The 25,513-nt window shown below is 60.6% G+C and carries 18 protein-coding genes; 5 read left to right on the top strand and 13 right to left on the bottom strand.

The window, feature by feature from the left end:
- Positions 1–77: 77 nt before the first annotated feature.
- The 5 genes from ACZ9IM_RS07415 to ACZ9IM_RS07395 form a co-directional block, all read right to left on the bottom strand.
- Positions 78–3,095, bottom strand: a complete 3,018-nt coding sequence (locus ACZ9IM_RS07415; protein WP_008008143.1) for a sarcosine oxidase subunit alpha — start codon at positions 3,093–3,095, stop codon at positions 78–80.
- Positions 3,092–3,421: a sarcosine oxidase subunit delta gene (locus ACZ9IM_RS07410; RefSeq protein WP_007907563.1), complete on the bottom strand. Its 330-nt coding sequence runs from the start codon at positions 3,419–3,421 to the stop codon at positions 3,092–3,094. Before ACZ9IM_RS07410 ends, ACZ9IM_RS07415 begins: the two co-directional genes overlap by 4 nt.
- 14 nt (positions 3,422–3,435) lie before the next feature.
- Positions 3,436–4,686, bottom strand: a complete 1,251-nt coding sequence (locus tag ACZ9IM_RS07405; RefSeq protein ID WP_007907561.1) for a sarcosine oxidase subunit beta — start codon at positions 4,684–4,686, stop codon at positions 3,436–3,438.
- A gap of 23 nt (positions 4,687–4,709) precedes the next feature.
- A complete protein-coding gene (glyA, locus tag ACZ9IM_RS07400; RefSeq protein ID WP_007907559.1) occupies positions 4,710–5,963 on the bottom strand; it encodes a serine hydroxymethyltransferase in 1,254 nt (417 codons plus the stop codon).
- Positions 5,964–6,276: 313 nt separating this feature from the next.
- Positions 6,277–6,993 (bottom strand): TraX family protein, encoded by a 717-nt coding sequence (locus ACZ9IM_RS07395; protein ID WP_427625054.1) that lies wholly within the window; start codon positions 6,991–6,993, stop codon positions 6,277–6,279.
- Between the two features lie 131 nt (positions 6,994–7,124).
- Here ACZ9IM_RS07395 and ACZ9IM_RS07390 point away from each other — a divergent pair, with 131 nt between their 5' ends.
- The 3 genes from ACZ9IM_RS07390 (at position 7,125) to ACZ9IM_RS07380 (ending at position 10,008) form a co-directional block, all read left to right on the top strand.
- Positions 7,125–8,165, top strand: a complete 1,041-nt coding sequence (locus tag ACZ9IM_RS07390) for a threonine aldolase family protein (RefSeq protein ID WP_476223635.1) — start codon at positions 7,125–7,127, stop codon at positions 8,163–8,165.
- Between the two features lie 251 nt (positions 8,166–8,416).
- A complete protein-coding gene (locus ACZ9IM_RS07385; protein WP_476223634.1) occupies positions 8,417–8,950 on the top strand; it encodes an REP-associated tyrosine transposase in 534 nt (177 codons plus the stop codon).
- 233 nt (positions 8,951–9,183) lie between these two features.
- Positions 9,184–10,008 (top strand): SDR family oxidoreductase, encoded by an 825-nt coding sequence (locus ACZ9IM_RS07380; RefSeq protein ID WP_192344844.1) that lies wholly within the window; start codon positions 9,184–9,186, stop codon positions 10,006–10,008.
- A 120-nt stretch (positions 10,009–10,128) separates the two neighbouring features.
- Here the strand turns inward: ACZ9IM_RS07380 and gbcB are convergent, their stop codons facing one another.
- Positions 10,129–11,229, bottom strand: coding sequence for a glycine-betaine demethylase subunit GbcB (gene gbcB / locus ACZ9IM_RS07375; protein WP_476223633.1), 1,101 nt, complete (start codon positions 11,227–11,229; stop codon positions 10,129–10,131).
- Between the two features lie 282 nt (positions 11,230–11,511).
- On the opposite strand from gbcB, the gene gbcA reads away from it, so the two are divergent.
- On the top strand, positions 11,512–12,807 hold the full coding sequence (gbcA, locus tag ACZ9IM_RS07370) for a glycine-betaine demethylase subunit GbcA (protein WP_032830499.1): 1,296 nt from the start codon (positions 11,512–11,514) through the stop codon (positions 12,805–12,807).
- A gap of 117 nt (positions 12,808–12,924) precedes the next feature.
- Here the strand turns inward: gbcA and ACZ9IM_RS07365 are convergent, their stop codons facing one another.
- The 3 genes from ACZ9IM_RS07365 to ACZ9IM_RS07355 all read right to left on the bottom strand — a co-directional run bounded on the left by ACZ9IM_RS07365 (position 12,925) and on the right by ACZ9IM_RS07355 (position 19,650).
- On the bottom strand, positions 12,925–14,175 hold the full coding sequence (locus ACZ9IM_RS07365; RefSeq protein WP_476223632.1) for a metallophosphoesterase family protein: 1,251 nt from the start codon (positions 14,173–14,175) through the stop codon (positions 12,925–12,927).
- 26 nt (positions 14,176–14,201) lie between these two features.
- The gene (locus tag ACZ9IM_RS07360) at positions 14,202–16,070 is read right to left on the bottom strand and encodes a c-type cytochrome (protein WP_476223631.1); all 1,869 of its coding nucleotides are present in this window, start codon (positions 16,068–16,070) and stop codon (positions 14,202–14,204) included.
- 121 nt (positions 16,071–16,191) lie between these two features.
- On the bottom strand, positions 16,192–19,650 hold the full coding sequence (locus tag ACZ9IM_RS07355) for a GMC oxidoreductase (protein WP_476223630.1): 3,459 nt from the start codon (positions 19,648–19,650) through the stop codon (positions 16,192–16,194).
- A 500-nt stretch (positions 19,651–20,150) separates the two neighbouring features.
- Between ACZ9IM_RS07355 and ACZ9IM_RS07350 the strand changes: the two genes are divergently transcribed.
- Complete coding sequence (locus ACZ9IM_RS07350) at positions 20,151–20,381, top strand: hypothetical protein (protein WP_476223629.1); 231 nt, start codon at positions 20,151–20,153, stop codon at positions 20,379–20,381.
- Between the two features lie 334 nt (positions 20,382–20,715).
- Here ACZ9IM_RS07350 and ACZ9IM_RS07345 read toward each other — a convergent pair whose 3' ends face one another.
- From ACZ9IM_RS07345 to dgcB, 4 genes are all read right to left on the bottom strand, one after another.
- Positions 20,716–21,282: a GNAT family N-acetyltransferase gene (locus ACZ9IM_RS07345; protein ID WP_007907549.1), complete on the bottom strand. Its 567-nt coding sequence runs from the start codon at positions 21,280–21,282 to the stop codon at positions 20,716–20,718.
- A gap of 187 nt (positions 21,283–21,469) precedes the next feature.
- Positions 21,470–22,240, bottom strand: coding sequence for an electron transfer flavoprotein subunit beta (gene etfB, locus ACZ9IM_RS07340; RefSeq protein WP_427625037.1), 771 nt, complete (start codon positions 22,238–22,240; stop codon positions 21,470–21,472).
- Positions 22,241–22,255: 15 nt separating this feature from the next.
- Positions 22,256–23,476 carry an electron transfer flavoprotein subunit alpha gene (gene etfA, locus ACZ9IM_RS07335; protein WP_008008117.1) on the bottom strand — a complete coding sequence of 407 codons (1,221 nt, stop codon included), beginning with the start codon at positions 23,474–23,476 and terminating at the stop codon, positions 22,256–22,258.
- Positions 23,476–25,425, bottom strand: coding sequence for a dimethylglycine demethylation protein DgcB (gene dgcB, locus ACZ9IM_RS07330; protein WP_008008116.1), 1,950 nt, complete (start codon positions 25,423–25,425; stop codon positions 23,476–23,478). Before dgcB ends, etfA begins: the two co-directional genes overlap by 1 nt.
- Positions 25,426–25,513 lie beyond the last annotated feature (88 nt).

Here is a 25,513-nt window from a genome sequence, read left to right as displayed (position 1 = left end):
ATGGACGCTCTGCGTCCGCTCTTGGGACGCGGAGCGTCCCGGGATGCATTCCCACGCAGAGCGTGGGAACGATCGACTTACACGTTCTGGCGATCGCCTTTCGGATCGAAGAACACCGAAGAAACGATTTCCGCCTCGATCACGCTGCCGTCGGCCAGCGGTGCGAACACCCGCTCACCCATGCGCTTCAAGCCGCCCTTGACCACACCCATGGCAAACGAATAGCCCAGGGAGTTGTGCAGGTAACTGGAAGTCACGTGACCGACCATGGTCATCGGGATGGTTTGCTTGGTGTTGAACACCAGTTGCGCCCCTTCCGGCAGCCACTTGGTCGGATCGATCGGCTTCAGACCGACCAGCTGTTTGCGCTGATCACGCACGCAGTCTTCGCGGTTCATCCCACGCCAGCCGATCCACGAGAACGGTTTGGTGCGACCGACACACCAGCCCATGTTCAGGTCGTCCGGGGTCATTGAGCTGTCAGTGTCTTGACCGACGATGATGAAGCCCTTCTCTGCCCGCAGGACGTGCATGGTTTCGGTGCCGTACGGGGTCAGGTTGTACTGCTTGCCGGCCTCGACGATTTTTTCCAGCACGCCCATGGCGTAGTCGGCCTGCACGTTGACTTCGTACGACAGCTCACCGGTAAACGAAATCCGGAACACCCGCGCCGGCACACCACCGACCAGACCTTCTTTCCAGGTCATGAACGGGAAGGCTTCGTTGCTCAGGTCGATGTCGGTGACTTCGCTGAGCAGCTTGCGGCTGTTCGGCCCCGACAGGGTCATGGTCGCCCAGTGGTCAGTGACCGAAGTGAAGTACACCTTCAGCTCTGGCCATTCGGTCTGGTGGTAGATTTCCAGCCATTGCAGCACGCGTGCAGCGCCGCCGGTGGTGGTGGTCATCACGAAATGGTTGTCGGCCAGGCATGCAGTCACGCCGTCGTCGAACACCATGCCGTCTTCTTTACACATCAGGCCGTAACGGGCCTTGCCCACGTCGAGCTTGGTCCAGGCGTTGGTGTAGATGCGGTTGAGGAACTCACGCGAATCCGGGCCCTGGATGTCGATCTTGCCCAGGGTCGAAGCGTCCAGCAGGCCGACGCTGTCGCGCACGGCTTTGCATTCGCGTTTTACCGCGGCGTGCAGGTCTTCACCGTTTTTCGGGAAGTACCAAGGACGTTTCCACTGACCGACGTCTTCGAATTCGGCACCGTTCTTCACGTGCCAGTGATGCAGTGCAGTGAAACGCACCGGTTCGAAGATGTGCCCACAGTGACGGCCGGCCACGGCGCCGAAAGTCACCGGCGTGTAGTTCGGGCGGAACATGGTGGTGCCCATCTGCGGGATGGTCACGTTCAGCGAACGGGCGGCGATGGCCAGACCGTTGACGTTGCCGAGCTTGCCCTGGTCAGTACCAAAACCCAACGCGGTGTAGCGCTTGACGTGCTCGACCGACTCGAAGCCTTCGCGGGTCGCCAGTTCGATGGCGGCAGCGGTGACGTCGTTCTGCAGGTCGACGAATTGCTTCGGCGCACGGGCAGTGGCTTTTTCGTGCGGCACCTGGAACAGCGCCAAAGTTGGCTCTTCCAGACGGCTCAGGGCTTTGGGCAGTACGCCTTCGACCTTGCCGAAACCGGCTTCGCTGGCGGCGCGAGCACCACCTTCAAAACCATCGGCCAACGAATCGCCGAGGCCGTAGACGCCGTTGATGCCACCGACGCACACGCGTTTTTGCGGTGCTTCGCCCGGTACGAAACCGAGGATGTCTTCACGCCAGATCGGCTTGCCGCCCAAGTGCGACGCCAGGTGAACCACCGGGCTGTAACCGCCGGAACTGGCAACCAGGTCGCAATCAAGCCACTCGCCCGGGCTGGTCACGGTGTGTGCTTTTACATCAATCGCGGCAACGCGAGCGGCGGTGACGTGCTTGCTGCCACGGGCCTCGATCACGGCGCTGCCGGTCAGGATGCGGATGCCTTTGGCGCGTGCTTCTTCCACCAGCGCACCACGCGGGTTGCTGCGGGCATCGGCGATCGCGACCACTTGCAGGCTGGCGTCGAGCCAATCCAGCGCTACGCGGTAGGCGTGATCGTTGTTGGTCGACAGCACGAGCTTCTTGCCCGGTGCCACGCCGTAACGACGAACATAAGTCGACACAGCGCCGGCGAGCATGTTGCCCGGCACGTCGTTGTTGCCGTAAACCAGTGGACGTTCGTGAGTACCGGTCGCCAGCACTACACGCTTGGCGCGAACCCGGTGGATGCGCTGACGCACCTGGCCAATCGGGGCACGGTCACCGAGGTGATCGGTGAGGCGCTCGTGAATGGTCAGGAAGTTATGGTCGTGGTAACCGTTGACCGTGGCGCGCGGCAACAGCAGCACGTCCGGGGTGTTTTTCAGCTCGGCGATGACGCTGGCGACCCACTCGGTGGCAGGCTTGCCGTCGAGGCTTTCGCGGGAATCGAGCAGGCTGCCGCCGAACTCTTCCTGCTCATCGGCCAGAATCACACGCGCACCGCTACGGGCAGCCGCCAGCGCAGCCGCCAGACCCGCAGGGCCAGCGCCGACGATCAGCACGTCGCAGTGCTGGTTCATGTAGTCGTAGGTGTCCGGATCGTTCTCGGTCGGCGAGCGGCCGAGGCCGGCAGCCTTACGAATGTACTTCTCGTAGGTCATCCAGAACGATTGCGGGTACATGAAGGTTTTGTAGTAGAAGCCCGGCGGCATCAGCTTGCCGCCGACCTTGCCGAGAATCCCCATCATGTCGTTGTTCACGCTCGGCCAGCCGTTGGTGCTGGTGGCGACCAGGCCCTGATACAGCGCTTGTTGCGTAGCGCGTACGTTCGGGATCTGCGTGGCTTCGGTCGCACCGATCTGCAGCACAGCGTTCGGCTCTTCGGCACCGGCGGCGAAGATGCCGCGTGGGCGCGAGTACTTGAAGCTGCGGCCGATGATGTCGACACCGTTGGCCAGCAGGGCTGCAGCCAGGGAATCGCCTTCAAAGCCTTTGTAGACCTGGCCGTTGAAGGTGAAGCTCAGCACTTTGTTGCGGTCGATGCGTCCGCCGTTGGACAGGCGATTGATCTGGCTCATACCTTCTCTCCCAGAGCCGTGGCGGCCGCTTTCGGGCTGTCGGTCTTGTCGGTGAACTGCGGCTTGGTGCCGATCTTGTAGGTTTCGAGAATCTCGTAGGTCACGGTGTCACGGGTGACGTTGAAGTACTGACGGCAACCGGCGACGTGATCCCACAGTTCGTGGTGCAGACCGCGAGGGTTGTCGCGGAAGAACATGTAGTCGCCCCACTCCTCGTCGGTGCAGCTGTTCGGGTCCAGTGGACGCGGGATGTGCGCCTGGCCGGATGCATGGAATTCCTCTTCGGAGCGCAGTTCGCCACAGTGAGGACAGAAGATATGCAACATAGGGATTTCTCCTGTTAGTGGGCGACTGCTGCAGCGCCGTGTTCGTCGATCAACGCACCGCTATGGAAACGGTCGATGGAGAAAGGTGCAGCCAATGGGTGCATTTCACCCTTGGCCAGACTCGCGGCAAACACGTTGCCCGAGCCAGGTGTTGCCTTGAAGCCACCGGTGCCCCAACCGCAGTTGAAGAACATGTTCGGTACCGGAGTTTTCGAAATGATTGGGCATGCATCCGGCGTGGTGTCGACGATGCCGCCCCACTGACGGTTCATGCGTACGCGGGACAACACCGGGAACATCTCGACGATGGCCTGGATGGTGTGCTCGATCACCGGGTACGAACCACGCTGGCCGTAGCCGTTGTAGCCGTCGATACCGGCGCCGATCACCAGGTCGCCCTTGTCGGACTGGCTGATATAACCGTGTACGGCGTTGGACATGATCACGCTGTCGATAATCGGCTTGATCGGCTCGGACACCAGCGCTTGCAGCGGGTGCGATTCGATCGGCAGACGGAAACCGGCGAGTTTGGCCATGTGCCCGGAGTTACCGGCGGTGACCACACCGACGCGCTTGGCGCCGATGAAGCCCTTGTTGGTTTCAACACCGATGCACACGCCGTTTTCCTTGCGGAAGCCGATCACTTCGGTTTGTTGAATCAGGTCCACGCCCAAGGCATCGGCGGCACGGGCAAAGCCCCACGCCACGGCATCGTGACGGGCCACGCCGCCGCGACGCTGGACGGTTGCGCCCATCACCGGGTAGCGAGTGTTCTTGGAGCAGTCGAGGTACGGAATCTCGTCGGCTACCTGTTTGGCATCGAGCAGTTCGCCGTCCACGCCGTTGAGGCGGTTGGCGCTGACCCGACGCTCGGAATCACGAATGTCTTGAAGCGTGTGGCACAAGTTGTAAACACCACGCTGGGAGAACATCACGTTGTAGTTCAGGTCCTGGGACAGGCCTTCCCACAGTTTCATCGCGTGTTCGTACAGGTGCGCCGACTCGTCCCACAGGTAGTTGGAGCGAACGATGGTGGTGTTGCGCGCGGTGTTACCGCCGCCCAGCCAGCCTTTCTCGACCACGGCCACGTTGGTGATGCCGTGTTCCTTGGCCAGGTAGTAGGCGGTCGCCAGACCATGCCCGCCACCGCCGACGATGACCACGTCATAGACCTTTTTCGGGGTCGGCGTGCGCCACATCTTCTGCCAGTTTTCGTGATGGCTGAGGGAGTGTTTGAAGAGGCCGAAGCCCGAATAGCGTTGCATAGTCATTTACTCCAAAACCGCGCTCAGCGATAAACCGGGAAGTCCGCGCACAGGGCTGCCACTTGCTGCGCGACATTGGCCTCGACATCGGCGTCGCCGAGGTTGTCGAGGATGTCGCAGATCCAGCCGGCCAGTTCAACGCACTGGGTAACCTTGAAGCCGCGAGTGGTCACCGCCGGGGTGCCGATACGCAGGCCGGAGGTCACGAACGGCGACTGTGGATCATTCGGGACAGCGTTCTTGTTCACGGTGATGTGGGCGCGACCGAGTGCTGCATCCGCCTCTTTGCCGGTAAGGCCCTGACGGATCAGGCTGACCAGGAACAGGTGGTTATCGGTGCCGCCGGACACTACATCGTAGCCGCGTTTGATAAATACGCCGGCCATGGCTTGGGCGTTGTCGATCACTTGTTGCTGGTAAGCCTTGAAGCCTGGCTCCAGCGCTTCCTTGAAGCACACGGCTTTACCGGCGATGACGTGCATCAGCGGGCCGCCCTGGGCACCCGGGAACACGGCAGCGTTGAGCTTCTTCTCGATTTCTTCGTTGGACTTGGCCAGGATCAGGCCACCACGCGGACCGCGCAGGGTCTTGTGGGTGGTGGTGGTGACCACGTCAGCGTACGGCAGCGGATTGGGGTACAGACCAGCGGCAACCAGACCGGCCACGTGAGCCATGTCGACGAACAGCAGCGCACCGACCTTGTCGGCGATCTGACGGAAGCGCGGGAAGTCCAGGGTCTTGGAGTAGGCAGAGAAGCCGGCAACGATCATCTTCGGCTTGCACTCGACGGCCAGGCGCTCGACTTCGTCGTAATCGATCAGGCCGGTCTTGGTGTCGATGCCGTACTGCACAGCGTTGTACAGCTTGCCCGAGGACGACACTTTGGCGCCGTGGGTCAGGTGGCCGCCGTGGGCCAGGCTCATGCCGAGAATGGTGTCGCCAGCTTGCAGCAGGGCCAGGTACACGGCGCTGTTGGCCGAAGAGCCGGAGTGCGGCTGGACGTTGGCGTAATCGGCACCGAACAGTTGCTTGGCGCGTTCGATGGCCAGGGCTTCGACCTTGTCGACGTGCTCGCAGCCACCGTAGTAGCGCTTGCCCGGATAGCCTTCGGCGTATTTGTTGGTCAGGCCGCTGCCTTGCGCTTCCATCACGCGTTTGCTGGTGTAGTTCTCGGACGCGATCAGCTCGATGTGATCTTCCTGGCGTTGCTCCTCGGCATTCATCGCCGCCAGCAGTGCATCGTCGTAACCTTTGATCTGGTCTTGCTTGCTGAACATCGCGTCTCTCCCAGCGGCATCTATGCGCCATTCGTCTCGGTAAGGCACTGGCGTTACGGCAGTGCCCTTTGGATGCGATGGTATGACCGGCGCAGACAGGTCAAATGCCTATGGACGCCACGCAAAGGTGCGTTTACGACATGGCGAGAAATGGCATGCCGAACACAATCCTTGAAGCAGCCAGGATCCCCTGTGGGAGCGGGCTTGCTCGCGAATGCGGTTTGTCATCCGACACTGATGTTGACTGGCCCGGCGCATTCGCGAGCAAGCCCGCTCCCACAAGGTTTGGCGCGCCCTTGTAGAAGGTCAGGGGTCAGGCGATGAGTTGGCGCAAAGCCAGAAGCACGAGGAAATGCGCGGGATAGAGCGCATACGCCCAACGCCGCATCGGTGGTGGTTGAACGCCTTGGGCATGTCGCAATAGCAGCAGGCCCAACAGTGGCGCAATCAGACAAGCGGCAATGCCGAGGATGGCTGCACTGCTGTGAAGTCGCGCGGCGTAATACAGCACTTGCCATTGATTGGCCGCCAGGCAGACCAGCCCCGGCAGCAGGCTGAAATACCAGGGACGCCTGATCACCAGCAACATCGCCAGCGGCAACAGCACGCCGAAGAATCCGAACATCAGTCGTTCCGGGAACAGCGCCGCCAGCAACAAGGCACCCGCCGCCAATAGTCGCGGCTGAGGCATCCTTTGCTGCCAGCCACGGGCGACCAACAAACCCAGAACCAACGTGGGCAACACGTTTAAGGTGTTGTGATCAGGAATGTACATCCGGTAGGGGATTTCGCTCAGAGCGCTAAACAGCGATAACCAACCGAGGTAGCGCCATTGGCCGTCGGTCGTTACTGCCTGTGCCCGCGACAGATTTGCCGCCATCGCCAAACAAAACCACGGGAACGCCAATCTACCCGGCACATACAGCAGATCGATGGAGTAACCGACATATCGCAGGTGATCGAGCACCATGCTCAGCAGCGCCAGCCACTTGAGCAGATCCAGCGCCCCATCCCGTTGAGTCATGTGCATAATTGCCCGTCAACCGTGTATTTTTCTGACAGCAACATCCCGTGTGCTCCCCGGACGATCTTCGGTAAAGTGCGCACCATCATTGACCACGATGCTCTTCACCATTAGAGCCTCGACCACGGAAGCCGGCCATGACCGATAAGAGCCAACAATTCGCCAGCGACAACTATTCCGGTATCTGCCCTGAAGCCTGGGCTGCCATGGAACAGGCCAACCACGGCCACCAGCGCGCTTATGGCGACGATGAGTGGACCGCACGCGCATCCGATCAATTCCGCAAACTGTTCGAAACCGACTGCGAAGTGTTCTTCGCCTTCAACGGCACCGCGGCCAACTCGTTGGCCCTGTCATCGCTGTGCCAGAGTTACCACAGCGTGATCTGCTCGGAAACCGCCCACGTCGAAACCGACGAATGCGGCGCGCCGGAGTTTTTCTCCAACGGCTCCAAGCTGCTCATCGCCCGCACCGAAAACGGCAAACTGACGCCGGAGTCGATCCGCGAAATCGCCCTCAAGCGCCAGGACATCCACTACCCCAAACCCCGCGTAGTGACCCTGACCCAAGCCACCGAAGTCGGCAGCGTGTACACCCCGGAAGAAATCCGCGCCATCAGTGTCACCTGCAAAGAACTGGGCCTGAACCTGCACATGGACGGCGCACGCTTCTCCAATGCTTGCGCATTTCTTGGCTGCTCACCAGCAGACCTGACCTGGAAGGCCGGGGTCGATGTCTTGTGCTTCGGTGGCACGAAAAACGGCATGGCGGTGGGCGAAGCGATTCTGTTCTTCAACCACAAGCTGGCCGAAGATTTCGACTACCGCTGCAAACAGGCCGGGCAACTGGCGTCGAAGATGCGCTTCCTCTCGGCGCCGTGGGTCGGGATTCTGGAAAACGACGCCTGGCTCAAATACGCCCGCCACGCCAACCACTGCGCGCAGCTGCTGGCCGAACTGGTGAGCGATATTCCTGGCGTGGAACTGATGTTCCCGGTGCAGGCCAACGGCGTGTTCCTGCAACTGTCGGAACCGGCAATCGCCGCACTGACCGCCAAGGGCTGGCGCTTCTACACCTTCATCGGCAACGGCGGCGCACGCTTCATGTGCTCGTGGGACACCGAAGAAGAGCGCGTGCGCGAATTGGCAGCGGATATTCGACACGTGATGGCAGCCTGATCCCCCCACCGCACCGATCGTTCCCACGCTCCGCGTGGGAATGCCTCTGGGGACGCTCCGCGTTCCTGCCTCACCGCTGACGTCCCAATACCGTTGTGACGCAGAGCGTCACGGGCTGCATTCCCACGCGGAGCGTGGGAACGATCATGTAGAGGCACGTCGACATTTCCCACACTCTCTGCGGCGCTGTCCGCTAGCCCCACTACTTCACCTCCCTCACCCTACTCATTCCCCCGCAAAGGAATGCATCCATGGGCCGAAGCCGCTACACCATCACCGAACCCGACAAACCCCATTTCCTGACCTGCACAATCATGGAATGGCTCCCACTGTTTATCCGCCCCTACATTGTCGATCACCTGCTCAATTGCTGGCGCTATCAACAAATCCACCAAGATCTAAAGTTGTATGGTTACGTCGTCCTGGAAAACCATCTGCATTTCGTTGCCGAGGCTCCAGACCTGAGCAAATGCCTGCGCCAGTTCAAATCCTTCACCGCCCGCCAAATCATCGACGATCTGCAAAACAAAGGCGCAGAGCGCGCATTGCAACGACTGCGCTTCAGCAAACGGGCACATAAGCAGGATCGGGTTTATCAGTTGTGGCAGGAAGGTTCGCACGCGGAAATGGTGTACAGCGAAACGGTGATGCGCCAGAAGCTGGATTACATCCACTACAACCCGGTGAAGCGTGGGTACGTGGATTTACCTGAGCACTGGCGCTATTCCAGTGCGAGGAATTATGCAGGGATGGAGGGGCTGATCGAGATACAGCGTTGGTATTGAGGCTCATAGCACTCCCCAACCTGATCGTTCCCACGCTCCGCGTGGGAATGCAGCCCGTGACGCTCTGCGTCACAACAGTGTTCGGCATTGCATCCGCGGTGAGGCAGGAACGCAGAGCGTCCCGAGAGGCATTCCCACGCGGAGCGTGGGAACGATCAGTTTCGGGGAGTTGGTCTACATTGACTGGCGAGCTGTTTCGATCCGCTCAGATAACAACAATCAGGAGCGTACGCATGTCATTACAAGGCAAAACCCTGTTCATCACTGGCGCCAGCCGTGGCATCGGGCGTGAGATTGCGCTGCGGGCAGCAAAGGACGGGGCCAACATCGTGATTGCCGCCAAAAGCGCCACCCCTCACCCCAAACTGCCCGGCACCATCTTCAGCGTGGCGGCGGAAGTTGAAGCCGCGGGAGGCAAGGCGTTGGCCTTGCAGGTGGATGTGCGTGATGAAGTTGCCGTGCGCCAGGCCATGGCCGACGCCAGCGCACATTTCGGCGGCATCGATGCGCTGATCAACAATGCCGGAGCGATCAAGCTGACCGGGGTGCAACACATCGAACTCAAGCGCTTCGACCTGATGCACCAGATCAACACCCGCGCGGTGCTGCTGTGCAGTCAGGCTGCCCTGCCCTATCTGAAAAAAACCGCCGGCCACATCCTCAACCTGTCACCACCGCTGAACCTGGCCACCAAGTGGTTCGCCCAGTACAGCCCGTACACGGTGACCAAATACGGCATGAGCATGCTGACGTTAGGCATGAGTGAGGAATTCGCCAACTACGGCATCAGCGTAAATTCCCTGTGGCCGCAGACCATGATCGCCACTGCCGCCATCGAGTTTCAGCTGGGGTCGCGCGAGTCGTTCAAGCATGCACGCACGCCGGCGATTATGGCGGATGCGGCTTACGCGATTCTGAGCAGCAGTGGCCGCAGCATCACCGGTCGGTTGCTGATTGATGAGGAGATTTTGCGGGAGCATGGCGTGACCGAGTTCGATCATTACCGCTTTGAGCCCGACACCAAAGACAAGCTGATGCCAGACCTGTTTGTGGACTGAAATACCAACCATTGTGGGAGCGAGCCTGCTCGCGATGAGGCCGGAACATTCAACATTGATATTGACTGATCCACCGCTATCGCGAGCAGGCTCGCTCCCACATAGGTTCTGCGGTGAGAATCAGAACTCGATCCGCACGTCGCCCTTCGGCACGCTGCAGCACGACAGGATGAACCCTTCGGCCTCGTCTTCCTCGGTAATCCCGCCGTTGTGGTCCATTTCGACCTCGCCGCCCAGTTTCATCACCTTGCACGTCCCGCAAATCCCCATCCCGCAGGCTTTCGGGATCAGCAGGCCAAGCTTGGCCGCCGCCGCATGCACGGTCTCCCCTGGCGCCACGCGAATGCTTTTGCCGGAAGCGGTGAATTCCACCTGATGCAGATCCGCCGCGTCGATTTCCGGAGCGTCTGCCGCTTGTTCGGCTTGCTCCACCGCGTCGGCACGGGCTTCCGCTGGCGTCGCGCCGAAGGATTCCTCGTGATAACGCTTCATGTCGAAACCCGCCGCCTCAAGCATGCGCTTGACCGCGTTCATGTACGGGGTCGGACCGCAGCAGAAGACTTCACGTTCAAGGAAGTCCGGCGCCATCAATTCGAGCATCTTGTGGTTCAGGTAACCGCGATAACCGGCCCACGGCTCGCCCAGACCATGTTTCTCGCAAATAAGGTGCAGACTGAAGTTATCGATCCGCGACGCCATGTGTTCCAGCTCGCGGTGGTAAATGATGTCTTTCGGTGAGCGGGCGCTGTGGATAAACACCATGTCGACATTGCCGTTGGTGTCATAGAACCAACGGGCCATGGACATGCACGGCGTAATACCGACGCCGCCGCTGAGGTAGAGCACTTTCGGCGCAGGGAAGTCCATGGCGTTGAACAGCCCGACCGGCCCGTGCACCGCCAGCTCCTGGCCTTCATGCAGGGTGTCGTGCAGCCAGTTGGACACCTTGCCCCCTGGCACGCGCTTGATGGTCACCGAAAAGCTGTACGGCACCGACGGCGAGCTGGAAATGGTGTAGGAGCGCATGATCGGCACGCCGTCGATTTCCAGCTCCAGGGTGACGAACTGCCCGGGCTTGAAGAAGAACAGGATCGGCTGGTCGGCCATGAAGCAGAAGGTGCGCACATCCCAGGTTTCCTGGATGACTTTGACGCAACGGACAATGTGTCGACCATTGGCCCAGGTCTGGGTGGTTACCGGGTTCAGGAAGCTGTTGGACATGCTGATCTCCACGGCCGACTACCGGCCTTTATGTTGGCGATTCTGCGTATAGCGCAGCCCCTCCATTTACCTATCTGCGACATTCACATACTTATCGCGACCAGCCCCCAATTACCGGGGGTTGCGCGTCGGGAACAGATTGGGCCATGTCGCCCATGGATAAGGTTCTGGCAAGCGCCGGCCCCACACTCGCCCCATACCAAGACATAATCTTTACACCTTGCGTAGCAAACCTGATCAGCCACTTTCGCGGCCACGCAGATGGCCTTGAGGAAACACACGATGGACGTCACCACTACCCTGAGCCTGGGCGATCCACTGGAACCCGCACGCAAGGCCACCGCGCAGATGCTACAAGAGCGCGAGCGCACTTTCTCGCTGCCGCAGCCGTTTTACTCTGACGAGCGGCTGTTTGATATCGACATGCAGGAAATCTTCCAGAAAGAGTGGTTGATCGCCGGCATGACCTGCGAAATCCCGACCAAGGGCAACTACCTGACTCTGCAAGTCGGCAAGAACCCGATCATCGTGATTCGTGGTGCCGACGGCGTGGTCCATGCGTTCCACAACGTCTGCCGTCACCGTGGTTCACGGCTGTGCACCAGCGAAAAAGGCAAAGTCGCCAAACTGGTCTGCCACTACCACCAGTGGACGTATGAGCTGGACGGTCGCCTGCTGTTCGCCGGTACCGAAATGGGCGCCGACTTCGACATGAAGCAGTACGGCCTCAAGCCGGTGAACGTGAAAACCGCTGGCGGCTACATCTTCATCAGCCTGTCGGAGAACCCGCCGGCCATTGATGACTTCCTGTCGACGCTGAACCATTACATGGAACCGTACGACATGGAGAACACCAAGGTGGCAATTACCACCACTTTGATGGAAAAAGCCAACTGGAAACTGGTGCTGGAAAACAACCGCGAGTGCTACCACTGCAACGCGTCGCACCCGGAACTGTTGAAAACCCTGCTGGAATGGGACGACGTCACCGACCCGCGTGCCGACCAGGCCTTCAAGGACCACGTCGCTGCCTCCGCCGCAGCCTGGGAAGCCGAGAAGATCCCTTACGCCCACGCCAGTTTCGGCCTGCGTAACCGCATCGTGCGCATGCCACTACTCAAGGGCACCGTGTCGATGACCATGGACGGCAAACAGGGCTGCGCCAAACTCATGGGCCGCATCAAGAACCCGGACCTGGGTTCGATGCGCATCCTGCACCTGCCGCACTCGTGGAACCACTGCATGGGCGACCACATCATCGTGTTCACCGTGTGGCCGATCAGCGCTCAGGAAACCATGGTCACCACCAAGTGGATCGTGCACAAGGACGCGGTCGAAGGCGTGGACTACGACGTGGAGCGCATGCGCCAGGTCTGGGATGCGACCAACGACCAGGACCGTCGCCTGGCCGAAGAAAACCAGCGCGGGATCAACTCCACCGCGTACCAGCCAGGGCCTTACTCCAAGACCTATGAGTTTGGCGTGGTGAACTTCGTGGATTGGTACAGCGAGCGGTTGCTGAACAACCTTGGGGCCGAGCCTGCTCCGTACCTCAAAGGGGTTCCGGTTCAAGGCTGATCTGTCACGCTGATCGTTCCCACGCGCAGCAAAGGAATGCCTCAACGGACGCTCTGCGTTCGGCTCCTGGGACGCAGAGCGTCCCGGGCTGCATTCCCACGCAGAGCGTGGGAACGATCAATGGGCTGACGAAGACCACCGCACCGACCCATCCTCCCCAATAAACGTCTCTTCGATGTTCTCCCCCACCAGCCTCACTTTCACATAACCGTTCAACACCCGATCCGGGTACGCCTCATCCCGCGCATTTTGGGTTTCCGACCACAGCACCCGCGAATGCCCGTCCAGCTCGCTGGCATTGCCGTAGGGAATCGCCCCATGCCCGGCGCAGCGCGCATGCAACCCGCCTTGAGCGGCGTAGCAGATGCCGTTGTGCAGATGCCCCCAATACCAATAATCCGGCTCGCGGCCCAAGGCATCGCACACCGGTTGATACAGCGCCGTCTTGTTGTGCCCGGTAATGTCGAAACCCTGGTGATGACTGAGCACCATGATCTTCTTGCGCTGGGGCAAGTCTTTCATCCAGTCGATCTGCTGTTTGTTCAGTGCACCGTCCATGTACAGGTTGATCGCATCGGAGGCGTAAGCCGTGTCGAGCCCGATCACCAGCCAGTCATCGTTGTACAACGCAAAATAACTGGTGCCCTGCTGCGCCGGGAAACGCTTGGCCAGTTCCTTGAAGTAGCCATGGGCGCCGCTGTACATCTCGTGATTGGAGTTGAGGGTGAACGAGCCGTGCTTGCCCATGGGCCAGCCGACCATGTCGACGTCTTCCTGAGAGCGGGTGCCGGCGTAGTACACGTCCCCCAGGTGAATGGTGAAATCAGCCTGGGCCAGTTGCATCTGGTTGGCGACTGAGACCGCCGGGGCGTGGCTATCGAACGGCCCGGTGCCCCAGTCGCCGGCGATGGCCAGGGTCACGTCACTGTCCATGCGCATCAACGCCGGGGTGGTGGCGAACGGCGCGTGATGCCGCAGGTTCTCGATCCACTTGAGCAATGCCTCGCTCCACAACAGATCCAGCAGCTCCCATTTGCGACAACCGAGCAGGCTGCCATCCTTGAGCACGCGGGTTTGCAGCTCATCTACCGATTGCGGCAAAGGGCTGGCGTTACCGATGTGCAGGATCGACAAGCCATGGGCCAACTCCCACGGCACACTCGGCTGATCGTCCGGCATATCGCCGTGCTTGAGCACGTATTGCGCCTGATCGTGACCCCGCTGCAGCAGCGCGACGATAGCCTCGAACTCCTCCGGTTCAAGCTCGCTGACGAGCTTTTTCCAGGCCATTTCCAAACGGGTGAACAAGCCATGTACGCGTAGTTTCACCTTGTCGTACTCGTGTTCCCAATGACTGACCAATGACATGTCGCTTTCCTCCATCCGTAGTGGAATCACAGGGTTTTCATGAACTCGATGAGCGCCCGCTTATCGAGTTCCGACAGCTGCGTGCCGTACAGGTGGCCGCCGTTGTGGTTGCCCTCCAGGCGCGTGTCGTATTTGAAGTCCGCCGAAGCCTTCATCTGCTGGCCACTGGTGACGAAGCCGACTTTGTCCTGGTCGTACACATCGGAGCCGGTGAAGAACACCAGCGGTCTCTTTTCCGGTGGTTGCAGCAAGTCCCACAGAGTCGGCACCGAACCGTTGTGCAAGTACGGCGCGCGCAACCAGACGCCGTCGGTGGGCGTGTTGCTGTAGCTCTGGGTCTTGCGATAGGCGCCGAAGTCGAACGGTGATTTCTTGAAGCCATGGAAAGCCGTCACCAAACCTGTGGTGAACGAGTTCAGCCGATGGGGATCGGTGCCCAGCTCATCAATGCTGGTGGTGACCTGACCGGTGTCGGTGCGGCCGAAATCATGGCAACTGGCGCAGTTGTTTTCCCAGACCGGTCTGCCCCGCGCGACTTTGGCCTGATCCAGCGCGAACGGCCATGCCGGCGCCTTGTGGCCCAGCAACCAGTTGGTCACCCGGTTGAAACTGGCCGGCAGCACTGACTCCGGCGTCGCGCCCACGGCCATGGCGGCCGCGTAGTTGCGCTCATGGATGTCGTTGTTGTTACCGTCCCAGTGCAGGTACAGCGACTCCCGAGGTTTCTGGTTCCACACTTGCGGCAAGTCGACGGTGCCGATGGTCGAGTCATCCGGGAAGCCGAACACCACCATTTTCGTCGGGTTGAAGGTGTCGGTGCGCCCCGGCCCTTGCGGTGCGCGCAGGCGTTGCCAGGCATAGGCCTGCTTCTGCTTGACCAGCGCGCTCGTGGCCATCGGAATGATCACGTAGCGGTTGTACAACCGCTCGAAGAACCCGAGCTGGAACTTGCTGTTGATCGCCGTCATCACCGCGTCGGGGGTGAATTTCGGGTCGCTGGCGCAATTGTAGGCGAACCACTGGAAGGCCTGCAGTTGCAGGGTATTGGCGGGTGCGGTGGCCACCGGGATGGCGACGTCGCTGGTATTGGCCCGATAGGAACCGGTGTGGCACAGGGCGCAGTTGGGCTCCACGGTCGGGTAACCGATCTGCCGCTTGGCCATGCCGATCGGCAGGTTCTTGCCGTTCTCGTAGAGGAAACCGAAGACTTCGTAGCCGCCAGGTTTCGGCAGCTTATCCGGGCACATCTGCGGCAATACGGCGAACAGGTAATAGGGAATCCGTGCCTCGATGCCCAGGCCGATGGCGCCGTACTTGTAGTGGTCCTCATCGGAGGCGTATTGTTCTTCCGGCACCACCCGCAGCATCTGGTACCAGGTTTCGTAGCCGATAAACCCCAGCGCCAGCACCACGACCAGCGTGGCGACTTTGAAGCTGTGCCGCTGCCAGCGTCGCGCCCACGCTGCGCGCCACTCAAGCCAGCCATCGCGAAGCAACGCCAAGGGCCGATTGGCCGGCGCGCTGCCCAGGTACAGCAGAACCCCGAGGATCAGGAACATGCTCAGATCGCCCAGCAGCATCGGCACGAATACCTGAGCCTGGTTACTGGTGTTGATCAGGTAGATCCAGAACGCCACGGCGACCAGTCGCGACAACACGCACAGCCACGAATGCACGACGTATCGTGGCGCGTTGAAGCCTGACGGCATGTAGAACAGACTGATCCCCACCAGCAGCATGCCGGCGTTTTCCAGCCATGGATCGGAGAGTTGCGGCGGCATCCCGAGCATCGAGGTCAGCAACGCCGGCGCGAACAGCGCCGGAATCGCGAAGACCATGTTCATCACGATGCCTATCCAGATGAAGCGTTGAAACCAGCGGATGTAACTGTCCATATTTTTTCCCCAGATCGTTCCCACGCTCCGCGTGGGAATGCATCCCGTGACGCTCTGCGTCACACAAGCGGACGCAGAGCGTCCATGGCGGTATTCCCACGCAGAGCGTGGGAACGATCAGCTAGCCGAGGGCGGTTTTCTCCAGGTGTTGCAGGATGATCGGGTACACATCGAGCACCGCGTTCTTGCCGAACATGCAGTCGATATGCCCATAACCCGGCACTACATGCCGGCTGTAGCGCTCCGGTCCATGGGCTTTGCACACGCGCTCATAGGTCTTGAGCGTGCTTTCCGGCAGATAGCACTGGTTGTCTTCGCCGCTGATGAAGCAGATCGGCATGGTCAGCCGGTCGAAGTGCGGCATGTAGACGTCCTGGCCCTTGAAGTCCACCAGATGACCTTTGCGCAGGATCAGCGCCAGGTGCTCGAAGGTCTGCATGTTCGATTCGCCGAACAGCTCATGCAGGTTGTCATGCAGGGTCTCGTTGAGCGTGTCGTGGCGGTACAGCGACGCGTACATGAAGGTGATGCGATGGCACACCGGGTTGGTGCAGTAGCCCTGAGCCTCGATGCGGGCGTAGCCGTTGAGGGCCTTGTCGTAGAGTTTGTTGAACCAGCTCTCCTTGTTGTCGGCATACGCGGTGAGGGATTTGATGCCGATGGCGTCGAGCATCCCTGGAAGGTGCAGGCCGGCCTTGAGCCCCGTTGCCGTGGCGACCACCGTATCCGCGGCAATTTGCGAACACACCACCGAACGCACCCCCTGCAACCCGGCCAGCAGCGACATGAAGAAAGTCGTCGCCCCGTAGCAATGCACCACGCATTGCACGTCCGCCGCCTTGGTCGCTTGCTGGATCTGCGCGATGGCAGCCTTGAAGTCGTACTGCGCAATCTGATCGCCGTTCCATTCGTGCTTGCTGGCCGGTATCAGAATACTGACCCGGAAATCCAGCAGCCAGACGTCGTACTCGTGCTTGCACAAGAACTCCAGCAGGTTGGTCTGGATGGTGTCGGTGGAGAAAATATTCGAGCCCACGCCCAAGCCATGCACCAGCATCACCGGCCCTTTGCTGCCACCCTTATAGCGGGTCAGGCGTAGCTGTACGTTGTCTTCGGTCTGGAAGAACTGCACGCTCGGGATCGGTGCATCCAATGGGCGTTTCTGCCGCGGAGGTGCATCGGGGTTGAAGTAGATGTCGCCAGCGAACACCCCGCCGTAGCTCTCCCACAAGATGCCGGCGAAGAACTTGCCGAACCGCGCCAACCCTTCGATGCGCTCGCGTTCGTTGCGCGCGTTAAGCACCTTCATAGTGGTCATCTGCTTGGCAAAATCGGCCGGTTGAATGTGCATCACACCCGAACCAATCACCTCACCGGTTTTGTCCGGCCCGCGATACAGCGTCACGTAGAGGGTGCTGGTGTCGTGCCAGACGTTCAGCACGCCATTGTCTTCGGGCACGGTCTTGAACGCACTGAAGTAATAATCGCTGCCGTCCTCGGCGGTCAGTTTCATGTCGTAATTCATGTGCCGCACACCGACCTGTTCCTGATACTCCTCGAACAGGTTGAACACGCCATTGCTGGCGGTCAGCGGTTCCGGCGACAGACCCGGCGCATTGAGCGTGCCGACCAGCGTCGCAGCGTGTTCCGGCTCCTTGATCATGCGGTTGAGGTCGTTGGCGGTGATGGTCAGGGTGAACTCGATCGGCGAGTTCTCCGACTCGCCACGTTTGGCCGCCGCTTCGTAGAGTTTGAGATCAGTGCCTTGAGGCTGAGTGAAGTCTTTGGAGAAATAACCCTTCATGGTTTCGGTGAACTGCACGCCGAGAGTCGGCGGCGCCACCTGTTTGCGCGGTGCCGAAGGCAGCGTGTAGTCGATGTGCCAACCGCGATCGGCCGCCAGCAGGCCCATGTTGCGCTCGCTCACGGCGGAGATGGTCAGCAGCGGATTGACCGCCAGGGAAGTCGGAATCACCGCGCCGTCGGCCACGTACAGCCCGGCATAGACATTGGTACCACTGGCGCTGCTGAATACCTGGCCCTTGTGGTTGACCACGCCCTGCTCCGCGTCCTCGCCCATCACGCAACCGCCCAACGGGTGGACGGAAACGATGCTGTGTTTGAGCAGCTCGGTCCAGATCGGATTCTCCACCCAGATCCCGCCCAATGCCTTGGTGCTCTGGTGCAGCCGCTCGTTACCGAGTTTGACGTTTTCCTGCTCGCCAACACCTGGCCAGTCGATACGCAGCTGATCCTTGCTGTCGAGCACCATGCGCCCCTTGCCGTCGTCGTGGCTCATGATCAGGTAGGTCTGCATGTTATGCAGGGCGCCGTGATACGGGCCGCGCAGGAAGCTTTCGGTTTCGCGCTCTGCGTACTTGAGCTTGCCGGTGAAACTGTCGTCGGTGGGCTTGCCGATCAACCCGGCGAACGCGGCCATGCTCGGCACCATCGGCCGGCCTAGCGCGCCGGGGATCGAGCCTTCTTCGATGACCATGCGGCTGCGCCAGTCGCCTTCGGTGCGCATGTCGATGATCGAGGTGATGCACGGGCCGACCGGTTTCATTTCATTGGCCGGATGCGCGCCGAAACCGATGCCGTTGATCGCTTGGTCGCAGTTGTGGCCGAAACCGAGAATGTCACCGTTGCCGCTCATGCTCTCGCCGAGCTGATTGGACGTCGACAAGCCTTTGTCCCGGGAGCGCAGGAGGATTTCGGTGGAGCCCAGGGTGCCCGCCGAAACCACGACGACGTCAGCCTTGACGAATAGCGTCGGTGCCGAGAACTTCTCGCGGCCGCTGTCCAGGTATTGGAAATGCACAATCCAGCCGTCACCGTCGGCGTCTCGCTCCAGGTGACGCACCTCGGCCTGGCAGAAAATTTCCGCGCCGTGGTTCCAGGCATCCGGCAGGTAATTCATCAGCGTGGTGTTTTTGGCTTTGTTGTTACAGCCCGACACGCAGTCGCCGCAGTGGTTACACGGCAGCTGCTCGACGCCGACGTGGTTGAGGTTGTTCGGCAGTTTGTCGAAGGTCACGTTGATCGGCGGCTTGTAGAAATGCGCCCCTTGCTTGAGGTAGTCCGCAGATTTTTTGTTGGCTTCCAGTTTTGGCAGCACCGGTGAGGTGCTTGGGTAGGGATTGGGCTTGAGCATCTCCCGAGCCCGGGCGTACCCATCCTTGAGCAGCGTGTCGCGGTGTTCACGCACCGCCAGCGGCCAGCGCGGATCGTCGAACACACCGGGCTCCGGCTCCAGCGCGACGTTGGCGTTGATCAAGGATGTGCCGCCCAGGCCACAACCGACCACCACGTTCTGCTGGGCGTTGACATGCAGGTCGAACAACCCGGTGCGCGAACCGATGTGCCCGTCCGGGTCATGGACTTGCAGCTCTTCGGTGGCCGCCAGCATCGTATTGGGGTATTCGCCGGGCTGGATTTCCCGGCCCCGCTCCAGCAGGCACACCCGCTTGCCGGCCCGGGACAGGCGCGACGCCGCGATCCCGCCGCCGTAGCCGGAGCCGATGACGATCACGTCGTAGTGTTCCTTGATGTCGCTGATGGGCGTGGCGATCCGTGTCATGGGTCATTTCCTCTCAGGCAGATGGGCAACTCTGTGGTTGCCTGCAATCGATAGACGAACAAACGCCTGGTCACCGGGCACGGTCGGGCCTCAATGGCAGCGGCGTCAGGGTATGGGGAAAGGCTTCAGGCGCTATAGGCGAGCGCGCTGATTGGTGGCGCGACGGTGAATCCGTTTACGCAGCAAGGTGGCGGGGGTCGGTACACAGGTCACGCAAGGGTTTGGGTGCGAGCGATATGGCTGGCTATCCATCACGCGTTCTCCCTGAACCAGATGTGGATAAGTGACGGCTGTCCTTGTGCCTGAGAGTGAAGACAGGCGACAGATCGAAGTCAAGGAAGTGCCTTAGAACTGTATGAAATCTGATCTATCGCGTTCGGGCCTATACAGACCGTGGCTTGCAAGGTTCAGCGAACAAGTTATCCACATCTCCACCCACAGCTATTGGGGACAACTGTGGACGAGAGCCCAAATTCATTCACAAAAAATGAAGAAAAACCGTGACTTATCCAGAAGCAGAGTTTTATGCAAGCGTTGATCGTTTTTTGATCATAAGTCTGCAAAGCACGGTTTATATGACGTGCAGAGGATGGCGAACACCTTATCCACAGAAGCACCAACAGACTTTGGGGGCAACTTTGCAGGCTCTGTGGAAAACTGCTGAAAGCCGTGAGAATTCGGGGTTTGAGGAAGGATTAACGAGGGAAATCGGCGAATTGAACATTATTTGATCAACTCACTGAAAGCCTCGGTTTATATAGCCTGTAGCGGACAGCGAACATCTTATCCACAGAAGCGCCAACAGAGATTGGGGGCAAGTATCGGCGTGTGAGCGACGTTACTCTGTGGAAAAAGCTCGAAAAAACCGGGGGTTAGGCTGGTTGTTTTTTGTACGGAGGGCTGGAGGGCTTGTTGGGTATGGGGTGTAGCGAGGCGCGAACATGTTATCCACAGAAGCGCTAACAGGGATTGTGGGTAAATGCGCAATCCCAGGAGAGGCAACATCGATGGTGAATGTCAGTCCGTCATCGCGAGCAGGCTCGCTCCCACAGGTGTTCGATGTCCTTACGGCCGATACATCAAATAAGCCTCACCCGTAACCCGAATCATTGGGTGGGGCGTGATCTGGCAGGTATCGACGATCCGGAAGCCATGACGCTCATAAAACCGCCGGGCGCCGGTGTTTGCCGCGTAGTCGATCAAGCTCAAGCCGTTGAGCCCCAACCGGTTGGCACGGTCGTAGGCATAGGCGAGGAATTGTTTGCCCAAGCCCTGATTGCGCCAGCCCTCATGCAGGGCCAGGCTCGAAATATAAAGGGTGTCGGGGATTTCCATCGTGGCATACGGCGCCAGGACCGGGTCGGTCACGGGAGCGGCTTGAGGATCGTGGCGCATCACGTAGCTGTGCAGCATGCCGATGACCTCTCCCTCGGCCTGCGCGATCAGGCAGTTCTGATAGGAAAAATCGACATCTTCACGGGCGTAACGAGCGGCACCCACTTCCAGCAGATCCTGCCCGGGCTCCGCCAGCTGGCTCCAGATGTAATCCGAAGCACCCTCTGACGAAATCTGGAACAAACGGGCGATCTCGCGCGCATCCGTGCGCAATGCCGGACGAAATTCAACAGCCATTATTTCCCCGTAAACTTCGATGAGATGATTTTCAGGTTCTGCGTTTCCGGTATTTCACCTGTTCGGCACGAGCACTCTGTGGGAGCGGGCTTGCTCGCGAAAACGGTGTGTCAGTCAACGATGATGTTGAAGCTGATGACCCCTTCGCGAGCAAGCCCGCTCCCACAAGTGTTGTGTTTGTCCAGGTTTAGCGAACCACGCCTTCTTCAATCAGCAACTTGAGAATGGCTTCAGCACCCGCCTGCGCGGTCACGCCCTTGAGCACCTGCCCGCCTCCGCCACTGGCCTTGGCCGTCGCGGCCTTCATGCGGTCAGCACCGCTCTTGGCCTTGATCACTTTCAAGCGTTTTGGCCGCGGCTTGGCCAGTTGCAATGTCGCCACCGCCAGCAGTTCATCGTCGATCACTTCGACTTCATCCGCCTGCAATACCCCGCGCCGCGCTGGACCGTAGGCGCTCTGCCGAGGCTTGGGCGCTGCGTTATCCACAGTCGCCAGAAACGGCAGGCGTACTTTCAGCCGACGACGCTGCCCGCGAGGCAAGGCCTGCAGTACCAGCGCCGAACCACCGTCGATGGATTCAACCTGCGCCAAACCCACCACCAGCGGCCAGCCAAGGCTTTCGGCCAGCAGGAACGGCAACATGCCCGAGCCCTCACCGGTTTCCGCCTGGCTGCCAGTCAGTACTACCTGAACCCCGGCATCGCGTAGATAAGCGGTCAGCGCTGGCAGCGCGTCAGCACCGACCGGTTGCTCCAGCACATGCAACTGTTCCAGGCCCATGCCCAGATAAGCGCGCAATGCCGGTTCCGCAACGTCACCGGCATGCAGCACTTGCAGGTTATCCCCAGCCAGTTGCAGGCCCAGTTCAACTGCTCGTGCATCCTGCTCGGCGCGGCGTGGCCGGCCGGAGGTCGGGTGGGCGCCGATGGACACCAGGCTGATGATTTTCGTGCTCATAACCCTTTCCTTTCCTTAAGCCGCATCGCGCTTGGCTTCATTGCGGTAAGCCTCTACCGCATCGATCAAGGCTTGAAGAATCTCGGCGCTCTCACCGATCACCGACAGGTCGGCCCGTTTGATCATGTCGCAGCCAGGATCGAGGTTGATCGCCACCACCTTGTCGCAGGCACCGATGCCTTGCAGGTGCTGGATCGCCCCGGAAATACCCACCGCCACGTAAACCCGTGCCGTGACCCAAGTGCCGGACGCACCGACCTGACGGTCGCGGGCCATGAAGCCATCGTCCACCGCCACGCGCGATGCACCTTCGGTCGCGCCCAACGCCTCGGCCGTCCTGTGGAAAAGTCCCCAGTCCTTGACACCGTTGCCGCCGGAGAAGATGAACTCCGCTTCGGCCATCGGAATCGCCGCCGGATCCACCGCCACCGCGCCCAGATCTTCGATCCGCGACAGGCTGCGGGCGACTGCTGTGGATAACTCCACTGGCAGGGCTTCGTGACGGGTTTCGCTGACCGGTTCGGCGCATTCGGCGGCGGCCAGAATCAAGCGAGCGACCGGACGTGCAAGGTCCTGCAAACCAGCACCGGCGCGGCCGATGCACTCCTGATCCTTGACCTGCCAGACCCGCGTGGCCGGGCGTTCGCCCAATGCGGCGGCAAAGCGTCGACCCAGTTCGCCACCACCGCTGCGGCTGTCCGGCAGCAACCAGTGACGCGGGTTGAACTGGTTATCCACAGCCCGCAGGCCCTGGACGCGTTGCTCCGGTGCATAACCGCTGAATTCGTCGCCTTCCAGTACCAGCAAGCGGTCAACGCCCGCCGTGGCGAAGGCGTTTTCCTTGTGCTCACCGAAGACCACCGCCAGTACCGCGCCGTCCTTGCCGGCCAACTGATGGGCCAGGCCGAGCAAGTCGCGGTCGTGGCTGCTCAAGCGGCCGCCGACCATGTCCGGCACCACACTGATGTAGAACGCAGGTTGCGGCACTTGATGCAGCGGCAATTGCACTTCAACTGCGGCCGAGCGTTTAGTCGCCCCGCCCTGCTGAGCGCCGCTGCGGTCAATCCGCTTGATGCCGTTGGGGCCGATAAAACCGATCCCGTGAGGGTTCTTGCGGATGACACCGTTAGGCCCCATCCAGCTGTGTTGCGCCGGTTGCATGGCCGCGTGCAGCGGGTGCAGACGGTTGCGGGCGATCCATTCGGCGCGTGGGTCGCGGCGGATAATGTCGCTCATCAATGCACCTCCGCAGGTTCACGTTTGGCCGGTGCCGAAGGCTTTCCCGGCGCGGCGTCTTCGAGCAAGGCGTCGGCCACCAGTTCGGCGATGTCCTTGATTAGTGGACGCGGTTCGACCACGCCTTCGAGCATCGCTGTGCACTGTGGACAACCCACGGCCACCAGTTCGGCGCCGGTTTCGCGGATGTCTTCCATGCGCATGTCGGGGATCCGCTGCTTGCCCGGAATGTCGGTGATCGGTGCACCGCCACCGCCGCCGCAGCAGCGTGAACGGAAACCGGAGCGTTGCATTTCCTTGATCTCGATGCCCAGGGCGCGCAGTACTTCGCGCGGCGCCTCGTATTCGCCGTTGTAGCGGCCGAGGTAGCACGGGTCGTGATAGGTCACGCTGCTGCCTTTGTGCTGGCCGAGGTTCAGGGCGCCTTCGCCAATGATCTCCGCCATGTAGGTGCTGTGGTGCTGCACGAGGTAGTTGCCGTCGAAGGCGCCGTACTCGTTTTTCAGCACGTGGAAACTGTGCGGGTCGCAGGTGACGATGCGGTTGAAGCTGTATTTGGCCAAAGTCTGGATGTTGCGTTTGGCCAACAGCTGGAAGGTCGCTTCGTCGCCCAGGCGCCGGGCCACGTCACCGCTGTCGCGCTCCTCAAGCCCCAGCACCGCAAAGTCGACCTTGGCCGCTTTCAGCACTTTGACGAAGGCACGCAGGGTGCGCTGGTTGCGCATGTCGAAGGCACCGTCACCGACCCAGAACAGCACGTCGGTGGATTTCTTCTCGCTGAGCAGGTTCAGGTTCAAATCCGCCGCCCAGTTCATCCGCCCGCCTGGCGCGAAACCGCCCGGGTTGTCGGTGGCGATCAGGTTTTCCAGGACTTCGGCGCCCTTGTTCGGGGTCGCGCCTTTTTCCAGGGTCAGATGCCGGCGCATGTCGACGATGGCGTCGACGTGCTCGATCATCATCGGGCACTCCTCGACGCAGGCGCGGCAAGTGGTGCAAGACCACAGGGTTTCAGCGTCCACCAGACCGTTGACGATTGGTTGATGCGGATTGCCACCGTGTTCGCCAATGGCTTTGCCCGGATAAGGGCTGCCAGCGAATTTGGCATCGGTGCCACCGGCCAGGCCAACGACCATGTCCTGAATCAGTTTTTTCGGGTTCAGCGGCTGGCCAGCGGCGAACGCCGGGCACGCGGCTTCGCATTTACCGCACTGCACGCAGGCGTCGAAGCCGAGCAGTTGGTTCCAGGTGAAATCCTTGGGTTTTTCCACGCCCAGTGGCGCGTTCGGGTCATTCAGATCCAGCGGCTTCAAACCGGTGGAACGACCGCCGCCAAAACGCTCGGCGCGACGGTGCCAGGCCAGGTGCAGGGCACCGGCAAAGGCGTGCTTCATCGGCCCGCCCCAGGTCATGCCGAAGAACAGTTCGCTAACGCCCCACAGCACACCGACGCCGAGGATCGCAGCGACCACCCAGCCACCGAAGTTTTCCGGGAGGATGCCGGCGACCGGCAGGGTCAGCAGGAAGAACGATGCCGAGAACGCCATCAGGCTTTTCGGCAGGCGCATCCACGGGCCTTTGGACAAGCGGGCCGGTGGGTTGCGACGGCGCAGGAACATAAAGATCGCGCCGACAAACATCACCGCCGACATCAGCAGCAGTGCATAACCGAGGATGCGGTTATGCAGGCCAAAACCATGCACCAGAATCGCCAGCACAATGGACGCCACTGCACCACCGGCCGTGGCAACGTGAGTGTTGGCGATGTATTTGTCCCGCGCGACGACGTGGTGCAAATCGACCATGTAGCGTTTGGGCATGGCGAACAGACCGCCGATCAGGTCGACTTTCGAAGCCCGGCCCTGACGCCACATAGCCACCCGCCGCAACGCGCCCAGGACAGCCAGGCCCAAGGCAGCGAACAACAGGATTGGAAGAAGGGTGTTCAACATGTGGAGCTCCCACGGGACTCATTGATCGTTCCCACGCTCTGCGTGGGAATGCCTCACCGGACGCTCTGCGTCCGCTTTTGAATGTGAC

Source organism: Pseudomonas sp. TE12508, from assembly GCF_056279485.1.
Note: the sequence above shows the minus strand (reverse complement) of the source record. Positions and strands in the feature narration are given on the sequence as shown.